Below are 14,816 nucleotides of genomic sequence, written 5' to 3'. Positions count from 1 at the left end.
TCTTCGGCGTAGAGCCGCGACTCCACCGCCCAGCCCGTCAGCGTGACGTCCTTCTGCGCGATGGTGAGCTTCTCGCCGGCGGCGACGCGGATCATCTGCTCGACGAGGTCGATGCCGGTGACGAGCTCGGTCACGGGATGCTCGACCTGGAGGCGCGTGTTCATCTCCAGGAAGTAGAAGCTCTTGTCCTGGCCGGCGACGAACTCGACGGTGCCGGCGGAGTCGTAGTTCACGGCTTTCGCGAGCGCGACCGCCTGCTCGCCCATCTTGCGGCGCGTGGCCTCATCGAGCAGCGGCGACGGCGCCTCCTCGATGACCTTCTGGTTGCGGCGCTGGATCGAGCATTCGCGCTCGCCGAGATAGATCACGTTGCCGTGCTTGTCGCCCAGCACCTGGATCTCGATGTGGCGGGGATCGACGATGAATTTCTCGACGAAGACGCGGTCGTCGCCGAACGAAGCCTTGGCCTCGGCCTTGGCGAGGTTGAACCCTTCCGCGACCGCGGCCTTGGAGTGCGCGATGCGCATGCCCTTGCCGCCGCCGCCGGCGGAGGCCTTGATCATCACGGGATAGCCGATCTCGTCGGCGATCCGCACTGCATGCCTGTCGTCCTCGATGACGCCGAGATAGCCCGGCACCGTCGAGACCTTGGCCTTGGCGGCCGCCTTCTTGGACTCGATCTTGTCGCCCATCGCCGCGATGGCGCCCGGGTTGGGCCCGATGAAGACGATGCCGGCCGCCTCCAGCGCGCGCGGAAACGCCTCGCGCTCGGACAGGAAGCCGTAGCCGGGGTGCACCGCTTCCGCGCCGGTCCTGCGGCAGGCGTCCACGATCTTCTCGATCACCAGATAGCTCTCGGCCGCCGCCGGCGGACCGATCAGCACCGCCTCGTCGGCCATCTCGACATGGAGGGCGTCGCGATCGGCCTCGGAATAAACCGCAACCGTCTGAATTCCCATCCGGCGGGCAGTCTTGATGACCCGGCAGGCGATTTCGCCGCGATTGGCAATCAGGATGCGTTTGAACATGATTTTCTTGGGTCTCAACCTTGGGCGGGACCCTTCCCTCGCCGTTGGAGCCTTTTGGGGAAGGGCCGTGTGGCTCCCGTGGTACATCAAAACGGGCCGGAGGCAACGGCCTAAATCCGCGCCCCTGGCGTACCAGACTGGGCCTCAACGCAAGCCCGGCAGGCTCCGCGCGGCCCTACCTAGGCCGCGGCCACGTCCCGCACGAGGCTATGAACAAAGCCAAGCTTTGCGACCACCGCGGGCGACAGGATGAAGGGATAGAGGTCGCGCAGCCCCATGGCGCGGTTGACGCTGTTCGTGGCGAAGGTGAAGGGCAGCCATGCATTGACGAGCGCCTGGACGTCCCTGACCTCGTAGGGGTTGAAACGGATGCGCGCCGTCAACTCCCCATCGCGGTCGAGCTTGGGGCGTACCTCCATGCCGAATTCGGCTGCCATCTCCAGGGTGTCGACGATGTGGAGATAGTGCGCCCAGGTCTCCGCAAAGTCCTCCCAGGGATGCATCGTCGCGTAGGCCGACACGTGGGTCTGCTGCCAGTCCGGCGGCGCGCCCTCCGCATAATGGCGCTGCAAGGCCTGGCCGTAATCTGCAGAATCGTCGCCGAACACCGCGCGGCATTCAGCGAGCCTGTCGCCATCGCGCACCAGCACGTCCCAGAAATAATGCCCGACCTCGTGGCGGAAATGCCCGAGCAGCGTCCGGTAAGGCTCGCCCATCTCGAGCCTGCGCCGCTCGCGCTCGATGTCGTCGGCCTCGGTGAGCGCGATGGTGATCAGCCCGTTGTCATGGCCGGTCATGACCCTGTGCCCGCTGTGGGGGTCGTCGGCGAGGAAATTGAAGATCAGGCCATGCGCCGGATTTTCCCGCCGCGTCTGCAGCGGCAGCTTCCAGCGGATCAGGGAATAGAACAGACGGTGCTTTGCAACCTCGAGTTCGCGCCAGCCGGCAAGCTGGGCCGGGTCGGACAGGTCCGGCACCATGCCGTTGTGGCGGCAGGCGCGGCAATAGCCGTTGGCATCGTCCGAATCGGTCAGCCAGTTGCAGGCGTCGTACTCGGCATTCCGGCACAGCATCCGCCCTTTGCCTTTGTCGGCGAGCGTCGTCCAGCAGTCCGCGTCGGGCTCGAGCGCCGACATGATCTCCTTCTCGGGCAGGAAGGCGACCCGATGGCCGCAACGCTCGCAGGCACGGTTCTCGAAATAGAGCACGTTGCCGCAGGCCGGGCAGAGAAAGAGCTTCAAGATGTAGCCTCTCCTGAAAGGAAGTCTTGTGAAACGGCGCCTTGCGTCCGGCGACGACGCACCCGTAGGCCGATCGTTCCAGTCTCCGGAACAAAATGCCAGACCCGGCGTTGCCCGCCGTTCACACCTTCCACATCTGGCGTCGCGATACGCCCGAGAGCGCGGAGCAGCGTTTCCTTAAGTTCTCTTCCACTCAGCAATGGTCATCCCGCCCCGTCTGTGTGAATATCGGCCCGGCATGTGCGCACCCGCATCACGACGGCCGACGCCTTGAACGAATCCTTGCCCGAGACCATCGCTGCCGAAAGGCTGCGTCAGCACCTGGAGGAGATCGCGCGCGAGCGCGACAATGCCTATCATGCGCTCCAGGAGCGCGAGGCGGAGCTGGCGCGGATCCAGCGCATCGCCCGGATCGGCGGGCTCGAGATCGACTTTCGCGATGGCGTCAAGAACCGCCGCTCCCCCGAATATCTGCTGGTGCACGGCCTGGCCTCCGAGGCCGCCGGAGAAACCTACGAGGATTGGGTCGGCAGGATCCACCCGGACGATCGCGAGCGGACGATCGAGCACCTCTTCGACACCCTGAAGAGCACGAGCGACGACTATTCCGACGAATACCGCATCATACGGTCGAACGACGGCGAGATTCGCTGGATCCGCGTGGTCGGCAAGATCGAGCGCGGGTCGGATGGCCGCGCGCTCCGGCTCGTGGGTGCCGACCTCGACATCACCGCCCAGATGCTCGCCCGCGAGACGCTGCGCGAGAGCGAGGAGCGCTTCCGGCTGATCGCCGACAGCGCGCCGGTGCCGATCTGGGTGACCAAGCTCGATCGCAAACGCTCCTTCGCCAACCAGGCCTATGTCGACTTCGTCGGCCTGCCCTACGACCAGGCCATCGATTTCGACTGGCGCAAGGTGCTGCATCCGGACGACCTGCCGCATGTGCTGCAGCAATCGGTCCAGGGTGAAGCGTCGCTCAAGCCGTTCGTATTGGAGGCGCGCTACAAGAATGCCAATGGCGACTGGCGCTGGCTGCGCTCGGAATCGCAGCCACGCTGGGACCCGACCGGCAAGCATATCGGTTTCATCGGCGTCGCCCACGACATCACCGTCGCCAAGCAGGCCGAGATCGAGCTGAGACGGCTCAACGAGACGCTGGAAGAGCGCATCACCGAGCGCACCGCCGAGCTCGAATCCAACGAAGCGCGGCTGCGCGCGATCCTGGAGACGAGCAACCAGTATCAGGGCCTTGTCAACCTCAGGGGCGAGCTGCTTTACGCCAACCGGACCGCGCTTGACGGCATCCGCGCCGAGGCCCGCGACGTCATCGGCAAGCCGTTCTGGGAGACGCCCTGGTTCACCGGCACAGAGGGCATGAGCACCATTGTGCGCGAGGCGTTCGACACCGTGCTCAAAGGCGAAGCCGTGCGGATGGAAATGCGACTGCGCCTTCCCGTCGGCGAGCGCGATTTCGAGTTCGGCATGCGCCCTGTGCTCGACCGTCACGGCAACATTTCCGGCGCCGTGCCCGAAGCCGTCGATATCACCGATCGGCGGCGCGGCGAGGAGGCGCTGCGGCAGTCGCAGAAGATGGAGGCGATCGGGCAGCTCACCGGCGGCGTCGCCCACGACTTCAACAACCTCCTCACCATCATCCGCTCGGCGACCGACTTCCTGCGGCGCCGCGAGCTGCCGGAGGAGCGCCGCCGCCGCTATGTCGACGCGATCTCCGAAACCATCGAGCGCGCCTCCAAGCTGACCGCGCAGCTCCTCGCCTTCGCGCGCCGGCAGCCGCTGAAGCCGCAGATCTTCAACGTCGGCGACCAGGTCGAGGGCGTGGCGCAGCTGGTGCGGCCGCTGGTCGGCAGCAGCATCGAGATCGCGGTCGAGGTCGCGGACGCCGACTGCTTCACCGTGGCCGACATCGCCCAGTTCGAGACCGCGCTGATCAATCTTGCCGTCAATGCCCGCGACGCGATGGACGGAGAAGGCCGGCTTACCATCGTGGTTCGGAAAGTCCCGGGCATTCCAAGCCTGCGCGCGCAATCAGCGCGCAGTGGTGACTACGTCGCGATCTCGGTGTCGGACACCGGCAGCGGCATCGCGCCGGAAAATGTCGACGCCATCTTCGAGCCGTTCTTCACCACCAAGGAGGTCGGCAAGGGCACCGGCCTCGGCCTGAGCCAGGCCTTCGGCTTCGCAAAACAGTCCGAGGGCGACATCGCGGTCGCGAGCACACAGGGCCACGGCGCGACCTTCACCATCTATCTGCCGCAGGCGCCGAGCCCGGCCACCGAGAAGGAAGCTGCGGCGCTAACCCACGAGGCCGCGACCACCGGGCGCGGCTATCGCGTGCTCGTGGTCGAGGACAATGACGATGTCGGCCAATTCTCCACCGAGCTGCTCGAAGACCTCGGCTATGTCGTGCGCCGCGTCGCCAACGCCAATGCGGCGCTCGCGATCCTCGGCGAGAACGAATTCGCCGTCGACCTCGTCTTCTCCGACGTCATCATGCCCGGCATGAACGGCGTCGAGCTCGCCGGCATCATCCGCGAGCGCTATCCGGGCCTCCCCGTCGTGCTCACCAGCGGCTACAGCAACGTGCTCGCCGAAAACGCCCATCGCGGCTTCGAGCTGATCCAGAAGCCATATTCGGTGGAATCGCTCTCGCGCATCCTGCGCAAGGCGATCACGGAGAAGCTGTCCGTGGTGCGGTGAATTCGAGCAGCAATACATTAGCCGTCGTCCCGGCGATCCGTACAAATTCGAATGATCACGCCAAAGCAGGTAACTCATGAAACCCGCCCTCCTCTCCGCCTGGCAGACCTGGGCGTTGCTGTCCGCCTGCTTTGCGGCACTGACCGCGATCTTCGCCAAGGTCGGCGTCGAGAACATCAATCCGGATCTTGCGACCTTCATCCGCACCATCGTCGTGCTGCTTGCTTTCTCGGTTCTGCTGTTCCTCACCGGCCAGTTCGCGGTGCCCGCGGCGATCTCGTCGAAGACCTGGCTCTTCCTGGTGCTGTCGGGGCTTGCGACCGGCGCATCCTGGCTGTGCTATTTCCGCGCGCTGAAGCTCGGGCCGGCAACGCTGGTCGCACCGATCGACAAGCTCAGCGTCGTCCTCGTCGCCCTGTTCGCCTTCGCCTTTCTCGGCGAGCGCCCGACCGCGCAGGGCTGGCTCGGCATCGCCATGATCGGCGCCGGCGCGGTGCTGCTCGCGGTCAAGTTTTGAGGTATCCGCCCGCAGGGGAAGACAGCACCGCCAGCTTCGGCTATCGCTGCCGAATGAATTCATCCCATGACAAGGACTGAACGTGCCGACCGCGCCGCATAACGCCATCTGGGCCTGGAGCATCATCTTCGCCGCGACCGGGGGCGTCATCATCCGCCCCTATCGCCTGCCGGAGGCGATCTGGGCCGTCATCGGGGCCGCCGCGCTGGTGCTGCTGGGCTTTCTCTCCTGGCAGGATGCGCTTGCCGGCATCGAGAAGGGCCTCGACGTCTACCTCTTCCTGATCGGCATGATGCTGATCGCGGAGTTGGCGCGGCTCGAGGGCCTGTTCGGCTATCTCGCCGCGCTCGCGGTGGAATACGCAGCCGGCTCGCCGCAGCGGCTGTTCCTGCTGATCTACCTCGTCGGCACGCTGGTGACGGTGCTGCTCTCCAACGACGCCACCGCGATCGTGCTCACACCCGCGGTCTATGCGGCGACGCGCGCTGCCGGCGCCAAGCCGCTGCCCTATCTCTTCGTCTGCGCCTTCATCGCCAATGCCGCGAGCTTCGTGCTGCCGATCTCGAACCCGGCCAATCTCGTGGTGTTCGGCTCCCGCATGCCGCACCTCACCGAATGGCTGCGCCTGTTCGCGCTGCCCTCGCTCGCTTCGATCGTGCTGACCTACATCGTGCTGCGCCTCACCCAGCATCGCGCGCTGAAGGAGGAGACCATCGAGCGTCGTGTGCCGCACCGGAAGCTCAGCCGTGGCGGCAAATTGACCGCCGTCGGCATCGCCGCGATCGGCGCGGTGCTGCTGACTGCCTCCGCGCTCGACAAGCAACTGGGACTGCCGACCTTCGTCTGCGGCGCCGTGACGACCGGCCTCGTTCTCATGCTCAGCCGCCAGTCGCCACTGCCGGTGCTGAGGCACGTGTCATGGAGCGTGCTGCCGCTGGTCGGCGGACTCTTCGTCATGGTGGAAGCACTGGTGAAGACCGGCGTGATCGGCCATCTCTCCGCGCTGCTGCACGAGGCCGTCGCGCAATCGGTGCCAAAAGCTGCCTGGAGCGTCGGGATCGCAACCGCAATTGCCGACAATATCGCCAACAATTTGCCGGTAGGTCTCGTGGCGGGATCGATCGTCGCCAGCGACCACCTGCCCGCCTCCGTCGTCAGCGCCATCCTGATCGGCGTCGATCTCGGGCCAAACTTTTCGATCACCGGCTCGCTCGCCACCATCCTGTGGCTGGTGGCGCTGCGGCGGGAGAAGATCGAGGTCGGCGCCTGGCCATTCCTCAAGCTGGGCCTGCTCGTGACGCTGCCGGCCCTGATCGCGGCGCTAGCTGCCGCGATATGGTAGCGGCGTGCGCCGGATTTAAGCGCGGCCATTTGCGGCGCATCAATGTCGCCAGCAAGGACGGACCTAAAGTTCGGTTGTCGCGCCTCCTCATGCGGCGCGGCAAGGAGGTCCATCATGCAGATTCAGTCGAAGGCGTTGCCGCACAGCTTCTCCCTGCGCCGCCGCATCCAGGGATTGTCCGGCCCGGGCGAACGTCAGCCCGAGAAAGCACACTCCCTGCTCACCTTCACGGCCGTGGTGCTGCTGCTCCTGCTCGCCATCGTGGAGCTCGACCAGCACAGCGCCGCACTGCAGGCCATCGGCCTGCTCGGCCATACGGCGGGCATCGATCCGATCTTCATGAGCCCGTGACCGGCTGAGGGCTGCCGAGCGGACTGATCGCGGCGATCCAGCCGCGATCAGTCATCGTGATGCGCCGGCGGACAGGTCCGCCCGCAAGCACGGTCAGTCGTTCTCGTACCCGTAGACTTCCGGCAGGATGAAGATTGCGGCGAGCAATCCGATCAGCGGGAAGATCGCGACGAACAGCGTGGCATTGGCCTGCCCGATCGCCGCGAACAGCGACGGGAACAGGAAGATCGCCAGGAACGACGGCAGCTTCACGAACATGTAGGCGAAGCCGCTGGCCGTGCCGCGATATTTCGGCTTTGCGACCATGGTCGGGATCGTCATGCAGTTCGAGGCGTCCCAATAATGGCCCCACAGCATGGCGGCCGCCGCGAACGGCAGCAGCATCTTGTTGTCGGTGTAGAGCGCGAACGCCGCGACCAACAGCGAGGCCAGCACGATGCCAAAACCGGCGATCGCGATGCCGCGGTGGCCGATCTTCGGTGTCAAGAGCGGGCCGACCCAACCCGACAACGCGGCGAAGCAGAACAGCCCCATCGTCACCAGGTTGTTGCCGAGCACGCTCGACACGCCGACCATGACGAACAGCACAGGCAGGTAGAACGCGAAGGTCGAGAACTCGCTGCCTTGGGCGAAGCAGGCAATCCAGCCGTAGACCGTGGCGCGCCAGCGGATCGGATCTTTCCTGAGATCGGCGAGGAAGTCGCGGGTAGAGACCTTCGGCACCTTCACGTCCTGGTCCGGCAGCATGTCGAGATTGTCGTTGAACATCTCGCGTGCGACCTGCTTGGCTTCGCGGTAGCGTCCCTTCTGCACCAGCCACACCGCCGTCTCCGGCACGTCATGGCGCATGATCAGGATGATCAGCGCAGGCACCGCGCCGAGGCCGAGCGTCACGCGCCACAGCATCTCGTGCTGCATGTCGATCAGGAGGAAGATGACGATGACGCCGATGGTGAGGACTTCGCCGACCGCGAACATGAACTGCCAGCGGTTGCCCATGACCTCGCGCTCGCCCTTGGCCATGGATTCCATGATGTAGGTGTAGCCGGTCGAGATGTCGGAGCCGAGGGGAACACCGAGCAGGAAGCGGATCACGACGAGCCAGCCGACGCTGGGCACGAAGGCCTGCGCGAGCGCAAGGATGATGAACATCACCATCGTGATCAGGAACATGACGCGGCGACCGATCTTGTCGGACAGCCAGCCGCCGAGCAGCGCGCCGATCAGGGCGCCGCCCTGCGTGCCGGCGGCGGCAAGGCCCAGCATCAACGGATCGGGATTGTACTGCTCGCGGATGAAGATCAGCACGAACGCGATCGAATAGAGATCCCAGGCTTCGACCAGGATCGAGGCCATCATCAGCCAGCCGACCTTGTTGCCTTTGGGACTGTAGTTCGTAATGAGGTAGCGGACCGCAGCCTCGCTCGCGGTCGGTTGTGGCATGGCCATCGTTGACATGTCGTTTGATCCTCCTAAAAACTCTTTACGCGCCGAGTAACGGCTCGATGCTGCAGTCGAGCAGGCGCGGGTCGATCCCCGCCTCCATCCCCGTGAACATGAAGTCCATGTAGTCGATCAGCGCATCGCTCGCCTTCACCGCGTCATCGACGCGTCGGCTGGCGACCGCATTGAGAATGGCGAGATGGTGATCGATCGTGCCGGACAAGTCGGTTTGGCCCGGCATGAAGCGGTGGTGGATGAAGCCGATGCGACGATAGAGCGTATGCAGCGGCCGCAGCGTGTGGGCGAGGAACGGCTCGCCGGCCGCCTCAAGCACCAGCGCGTCGATGCGGCGGTCGATGCTGTTGAATTCATCGAGGGTCAGGCTCGCGCGGCGATCGCGGAGCAGCCGCTCGATGTGCAGCGCCTGATTGCGATGCGAAAGGCTGGCGCGGTCGGCCGCGAGGCGGATCACGAAGCGCTCCATGTCGCGGCGCAGGCCGAGCAACATGCGCTCGCGCGCCAGATCGATCGGCGCGATGTGCAGGCCGTGGCGCGGACGAATGATGATCAGCGTGTCGGCGGAGAGGCGATTGACGGCGTGGTGCACCGGCGTGCGGCCGAAGCCGGTGATCTGCTGCAATTCCAGCATGGTCATGAACTGGCCGGGCTTGAGCTCGCAATGAACGAGCAGCTCCTCGATCCGCTGATAAGCAAGCTCGAAGAAGTTGAGCCGGTTGCGGCGGCTGGGCCTGCCATCGCCGTCGTCCTCGGGTCTCACCACCTCGAGCGCGCGCTTGCGCCGTGCCATCTCATCCTCCCGTCAGCCCGCATTGTCGTCCTTGCAGGGCGGCGTCTTATTTGTGACACCCTTAAAACATGTTGTGATATATTACAAGCAGGCGTATGACTGCCGGCCGAGGCAGCCGGCTCAGTCGGCGCCGAAATCAACAACAAGACGGGCGCGACATGCGTCTGAGGGGAGGACTGTTGCCGTGAAGATCACGTCGATCGAAACCTTGCGCACCGAGGAATTCTCCAACGTCATCTGGGTACGCGTCCACACCGATGCCGGCGTGATCGGCCTTGGCGAGACCTTCTACGGTGCCGGCGCGGTCGAAGCACAGATCCACGACACCTTTGCCGGCCGCCTGCTCGGCCGCAATCCCCTGCACATCGAGGCCATCCATCGCGACATGCTGAACCTGCCGATGGCGCAGTCCTCGACCGGCGTCGAATACCGCGCGGCTTCCGCAATCGACATCGCGCTGTGGGACCTGTTCGGCAAGGTCTGCGGCCAGCCAGTGCACCAGATGCTCGGCGGCCTCTGCCGCGACAAGCAGCGCATCTACAACACCTGCGCCGGCACCAAATATGTCCGCTCGACCAACATCAGCCCGGTCGCGAACTGGAATCTCGGCGCCTCCGAAGGACCCTACGAGGATCTCGACGCCTTCATGACCCGCGCCGATGCGCTGGCCGAAAGCCTGCTGGAAAGCGGCATCTCGGCCATGAAGATCTGGCCGTTCGATCCCGCGGCACAGGAGAACAAGGGTCTGTTCATCACGGCGACCCAGATGAAGCAGGCGATCGAGCCGTTCGAGAAGATCCGCAAAGCCGTCGGCGACAAGATGGAGATCATGGTCGAACTCCACTCGCTGTGGAACCTGCCGACGGCAAAACAGATCGCGCGCGCCCTCGAGCCGTACAAGCCGACCTGGTACGAAGACCCCATCCGCATGAACTCGCCGCAGGCGCTGGCCGAATATGCCCGCTCGACCGACGTCTGGGTCTGCGCCAGCGAGACGCTGGGATCGCGTTTCCCCTACAAGGACATGCTCGACCGCGATGCCATGCATGTGGTGATGGCGGACCTGTGCTGGACCGGCGGCCTCACCGAGGGTCGCAAGATCGCCGCGATGGCCGAGACTTATCACCGGCCCTTCGCCCCGCATGACTGCATTGGCCCGATCGGCTTCATCGCCGCCATCCACATGTCGTTCAGCCAGCCCAACACGCTTATCCAGGAATCGGTGCGCGCCTTCTACAAGGGCTGGTACAATGAGCTCGTCACCACCATGCCGGTGATCAAGGACGGCTACGTCTTCCCGATGGAAGGACCCGGCCTTGGCGTCGACCTCCTGCCCGAGGTATTCGACCGCAGCGATCTCACCGTGCGACGCTCCAACGTCTGAGGAATTTTTGAGATGAGCACTTCCCTCTTTGATCTTTCCGGCCGCACCGCGCTCGTGACCGGCTCCTCCCGCGGCCTCGGCCGCGCCATCGCCGAGGGCATGGCCAAGGCCGGCGCCAAGATCATCGTCAACGGCGTCGACCCCAAGCGCGTCGAGCAGGCCGTCGGCGAGTTTCGCGCCGCGGGGCATCAGGCCGCGGGCGCGGCCTTCAACGTCACGGACGAGCCTGCGATCGTTGCCGCCTTCGATAACTTCGACAGACAAGGCCTCGCCGTCGACGTCGTCGTCAACAATGCCGGCATCCAGCACCGCAAACCGCTGGTGGAATTCACCACGGACGAGTGGCGCAAGGTGATCGAGACCAACCTCACCAGCGCCTTCGTGATCGGCCGCGAGGCGGCCAAGCGCATGATCCCGCGCAAGCACGGCAAGATCATCAACATCGGCTCGCTCGCCAGCGAACTGGCGCGCCCCACCATCGCGCCCTACACCGCGGCTAAGGGCGGCATCAAGAACCTCACCCGCTCGATGGCGGTGGAATGGGCCCAGCATGGCATCCAGGCCAACGCGATCGGCCCCGGCTACATGCTGACCGACATGAACGAGGCGCTGGTCAACAATGCCGACTTCAACAACTGGCTGATGGGCCGCATTCCCTCCAAGCGATGGGGCAAGCCGGATGAGCTGGTGGGCGCCGCGATCTTCCTGGCGTCCGACGCATCGACCTACGTCAACGGCCAGATCATCTATGTCGATGGCGGCATGATCGCCGCGATGTGATCGCGAACAAGGGAGCAGCAGCCATGCGCGCCGTCGTCATTCACGCACCGAAGGACCTGCGGATCGACAGCTATCCTGATGCTGTGCCCGGCCCGGGCGAGGTCCGCGTCAAGATCGCCAATGGCGGCATCTGCGGCTCCGACCTGCACTACTACCATCACGGCGGCTTCGGTACCGTGCGGATCCAGCAGCCGATGGCGCTGGGGCATGAGATCGCCGGCGTCGTCGCGGCGGTCGGTGACGGCGTCACCAACGTGAAGCCGGGGATGCGCGTCGCGGTCAATCCGAGCAAGCCGTGCGGCCAGTGCCTGCATTGTCAGGAGGGCATGCGCAACCAGTGCCTCGACATGCGCTTTCTCGGCAGCGCGATGCGCTTTCCCCATGTGCAGGGCGGTTTTCGCGAATTCCTCACCGTCGATGCCACGCAGGCCGTGCCGATCGCGGACAAGCTGTCATTGGCCGAAGCTGCGGTCGCCGAGCCGCTCGCGGTGTGCCTCCATGCCGGCAAGCAGGCCGGCCCCCTGCTCGGCAAGCGCGTGCTGATCACCGGCTGCGGCCCGATCGGCGCGCTGATGATCTTGGTGTCGCGCTTCGGCGGCGCCGCCGAGATCGTGGTGACGGATGTCGCCGAGGCGCCGCTTGCTGTCGCCAAGAAGCTCGGCGCCAGTCAGACCGTCAATGTCGCAAACAATGCAACGGCGCTCGATCCCTGGCGCGCGGGCAAAGGCGTGTTTGATACGCTGTTCGAAGCCTCCGGCAACCAGGCCGCGCTGCGCACCGCGCTCGACGTGCTGCGGCCGGGCGCTACCCTCGTTCAGCTCGGCCTCGGCGGCGAGATGACGCTGCCGATCAACACCATCGTCGCCAAGGAATTGCAGCTTCGCGGCACCTTCCGGTTCGATCCCGAATTCGAGCTCGCGGTGCGGCTGATGGGCGAAGGCCTGATCGACGTGAAGCCGCTGATCACCGCCACCATGCCGTTCGAGAACGCGGTCGCGGCGTTCGAGCTCGCCAGCGACCGCGCCCAATCGATGAAGGTGCAGTTGACGTTCTGAAGCAGTCTCAGGGCTGCGCGGCGCCTTCGACGAGGCGATCGCTGACCAGTCGGACCGCGCCGCGTTTCCAGGAATAGTCGGCGCCCATGCGCAGCCCGCTGTCCCCGCGCGACACCACGGCGCCGGTCCGAGCGTCCCGGAGCTGGAAGCCCACCGTATATTCGGTGCGGCTGACCCGCCGCACCACGCCGATCAACGATTGATCCGCGCCGAGCTTGCCGGCGATGGCGGCGTCGCAGCCGTTGCAATCGCGCAAGGCCCGTGATGTCACGGCCTCCTCGCGTGCGCCGCTGACGTCGACGATGCGGTAGCGGCCGGATTGCCCCAGCGCGTCGCGCACGGCGGTCGTCACCTCGGCCAGATAGGATACGTCGGCGGCCGCGAGGCCGGTCGAAGGCGCCGCCGTGTTGTCGTCGAGCTCGAACTCGAACACCGCCAGCGCGATGGGCGCCGGTGCAGCGAGCGCCGCCAGGATCTCGCGGACGACGAACAGCTCGGCGCGCGCCCAGGACTCGTCGTTATCGCCGCGGAAGGTGTAGAGCTTGTCCATCACGACCTTGCGGGCAGCGATGTCGATCACCGCGACCTTCGCCCATTGCACCAGCGTGCTCGTCTTCTGGATGCCGCCGATGACCTTGAATGCCGCCCCCTCCTGCACGGTCGGCGCAAGCCGGTAGCGCCGGTCGGCGGTGACGTCCCGTCGTAGCGCGGCCATAAATGCGGCCAGCCGCTTCTCGTGGACGGCGATCTGGTTGGTGGGCTCCGCCGACGCGTCGGTATAGCTGAAGTCATCGATGGCAACGCCGACAGGTTGAGCTGCGGCGACGCCGCCGTCGGTACCGGCCGCCGCAGACGCAGCGGTGAAAGCGAGCAGAAGAGCTGCAACGAAGGCAGGCAGGGATCGACGCATGGGCGGCCTCGCGGGATGAGCGGGCCTCAACGCTAGGCCGGGAGCCCCAGGCCCGCAGCCATCCACGTCCCGGCCAGGGCCGGGAAAATTTCACGACATCGTCCCGGATCATCCGCGGCGCTTTCCGGCGGTTCCGTTCTGCCGTTAAATGCCGAAAGACCAAGTCCAGGGTGTCCGCCGATGTGGAACCGCTTCAAGCCCGACCTGAAACTCCGCCTGACGCTCCGCGTGGCGGTGATCTCCGCCCTCTGCTTCGCGGCGATCGCGGCCTACTTCCTCGTCGAGGCCGACCGTTCCGTGCATGCGAGGATCGATGCCGTCGCCAGCCTCGCCGCGCGGACGCTGGAGCTCCAGCACAACAAGATCCAATGGGTGAACAACCCGCGCTCCGAATTTCCGGACCTGGACGGCGTCGCCGCCTCCGTGATGGCGCCCGGCCTCTGTCTCGCCTTTCGCGGCGGCAATGGCGATGTCGTCCAGCGTTTCTGCGGCGGTGCGCCCAATGCCGATGCTGAACCGCCGCGGGTCTTTGCCGCCTTCTACCGCAGCCTGTTCGACCCCGGCCGCGAGGCGGTGCGGACGGTGGAGTCGCGCGGCGCGAAGATCGGCGAGACCGTCGTCTGGATCGACCCGGCCGTGCTGACGACACAAGCCTGGCACGAGGCCGGCCGGCTGATGGCCGCGCTCGCGCTCGCGCTGCCGCTGCTATGTGCCCTCGTCTATGCGGCACTGGCCCGCGCGTTGCGCCCGACCCAGGTGGTTCGCGCCGGCCTCGAACGGATCGCCGCCAACGACCTGACGGCGCGGCTGCCGCCGTTCGACCTGGCGGAGTTGTCGGCCATTCGCGAGGTGTTCAACCATCTGGCCGAGACTCTCGCCACCACGCTCGCCGAGCGCAGCGAACTGACGCGCAAGCTGATCGCCCTCCAGGACGAGGAGCGCCGCCATCTCGCGCGCGAGCTGCACGACGAGTTCGGGCAATCGCTCGCCGCCATCCGCGCCCTCGCGGCGTCCGCACGCCAGACCGCCGCCGAGGACTGCCCCGCTCTGCTCCCGGAATGCGACGCCATCTCGCGCACCGCCACGGACATGATGGAGACGTTGCGAGGTGCGCTCTTCAGGTTGCGCCCGCCCGATGTCGATGAGCTTGGCCTCGTCGCCAGCCTCGAGGGCCTGGTTGCCGGCTGGAACGGGCGCAGCCGCGGCCGGCCCCGGTTCGATGCCCGCTTCGACGGCGGG

Annotated in this window: 12 protein-coding genes and 1 pseudogene; 8 read left to right on the top strand and 5 right to left on the bottom strand. The window is 65.8% G+C overall.

Annotation, left to right across the window (positions count from 1 at the left end):
* Positions 1–1,028, bottom strand: a 1,028-nt coding sequence (locus AXW67_RS24065; RefSeq protein WP_145927829.1) for an acetyl-CoA carboxylase biotin carboxylase subunit, incomplete at its 3' end; no start/stop codon positions are given.
* Between the two features lie 179 nt (positions 1,029–1,207).
* Positions 1,208–2,269, bottom strand: coding sequence for a zinc-binding metallopeptidase family protein (locus tag AXW67_RS24060; RefSeq protein WP_063679856.1), 1,062 nt, complete (start codon positions 2,267–2,269; stop codon positions 1,208–1,210).
* Positions 2,270–2,509: 240 nt separating this feature from the next.
* Here AXW67_RS24060 and AXW67_RS24055 point away from each other — a divergent pair, with 240 nt between their 5' ends.
* The 4 genes from AXW67_RS24055 to AXW67_RS24040 all read left to right on the top strand — a co-directional run bounded on the left by AXW67_RS24055 (position 2,510) and on the right by AXW67_RS24040 (position 7,197).
* Complete coding sequence (locus AXW67_RS24055) at positions 2,510–4,987, top strand: PAS domain-containing hybrid sensor histidine kinase/response regulator (RefSeq protein WP_063679855.1); 2,478 nt, start codon at positions 2,510–2,512, stop codon at positions 4,985–4,987.
* Positions 4,988–5,063: 76 nt separating this feature from the next.
* A complete protein-coding gene (locus AXW67_RS24050) occupies positions 5,064–5,504 on the top strand; it encodes an EamA family transporter (protein ID WP_063679854.1) in 441 nt (146 codons plus the stop codon).
* A gap of 82 nt (positions 5,505–5,586) precedes the next feature.
* Positions 5,587–6,846, top strand: a complete 1,260-nt coding sequence (locus tag AXW67_RS24045; RefSeq protein ID WP_063679853.1) for an arsenic transporter — start codon at positions 5,587–5,589, stop codon at positions 6,844–6,846.
* A 114-nt stretch (positions 6,847–6,960) separates the two neighbouring features.
* On the top strand, positions 6,961–7,197 hold the full coding sequence (locus tag AXW67_RS24040) for a hypothetical protein (protein ID WP_063679852.1): 237 nt from the start codon (positions 6,961–6,963) through the stop codon (positions 7,195–7,197).
* Between the two features lie 93 nt (positions 7,198–7,290).
* On the opposite strand, the gene AXW67_RS24035 is transcribed toward AXW67_RS24040, so the two are convergent.
* Complete coding sequence (locus AXW67_RS24035) at positions 7,291–8,655, bottom strand: MFS transporter (protein WP_027555172.1); 1,365 nt, start codon at positions 8,653–8,655, stop codon at positions 7,291–7,293.
* A gap of 25 nt (positions 8,656–8,680) precedes the next feature.
* The gene (locus AXW67_RS24030) at positions 8,681–9,448 is read right to left on the bottom strand and encodes a GntR family transcriptional regulator (RefSeq protein WP_063679851.1); all 768 of its coding nucleotides are present in this window, start codon (positions 9,446–9,448) and stop codon (positions 8,681–8,683) included.
* A 184-nt stretch (positions 9,449–9,632) separates the two neighbouring features.
* On the opposite strand from AXW67_RS24030, the gene AXW67_RS24025 reads away from it, so the two are divergent.
* The 3 genes from AXW67_RS24025 to AXW67_RS24015 are packed head-to-tail and all read left to right on the top strand — an operon-like array spanning position 9,633 to position 12,667.
* Positions 9,633–10,832, top strand: coding sequence for a mandelate racemase/muconate lactonizing enzyme family protein (locus AXW67_RS24025; RefSeq protein ID WP_063679850.1), 1,200 nt, complete (start codon positions 9,633–9,635; stop codon positions 10,830–10,832).
* Between the two features lie 12 nt (positions 10,833–10,844).
* The gene (locus AXW67_RS24020) at positions 10,845–11,612 is read left to right on the top strand and encodes a glucose 1-dehydrogenase (RefSeq protein WP_063679849.1); all 768 of its coding nucleotides are present in this window, start codon (positions 10,845–10,847) and stop codon (positions 11,610–11,612) included.
* Between the two features lie 23 nt (positions 11,613–11,635).
* Entirely contained in the window at positions 11,636–12,667 is a 1,032-nt protein-coding gene (locus AXW67_RS24015) for an L-idonate 5-dehydrogenase (RefSeq protein WP_063679848.1), read from the top strand.
* Between the two features lie 7 nt (positions 12,668–12,674).
* On the opposite strand, the gene AXW67_RS24010 is transcribed toward AXW67_RS24015, so the two are convergent.
* Complete coding sequence (locus AXW67_RS24010; protein WP_063679847.1) at positions 12,675–13,577, bottom strand: DUF3280 domain-containing protein; 903 nt, start codon at positions 13,575–13,577, stop codon at positions 12,675–12,677.
* A gap of 180 nt (positions 13,578–13,757) precedes the next feature.
* Here AXW67_RS24010 and AXW67_RS24005 point away from each other — a divergent pair.
* Positions 13,758–14,816, top strand: a pseudogene (locus AXW67_RS24005) (HAMP domain-containing protein); the annotation flags it as partial.

Source organism: Bradyrhizobium neotropicale (genome assembly GCF_001641695.1).
Taxonomy (GTDB): Bacteria; Pseudomonadota; Alphaproteobacteria; order Rhizobiales; family Xanthobacteraceae; genus Bradyrhizobium; species Bradyrhizobium neotropicale.
The sequence above is the reverse complement of the archived record's forward strand: the minus strand, read 5'-3'. Positions and strand labels throughout refer to the sequence as shown.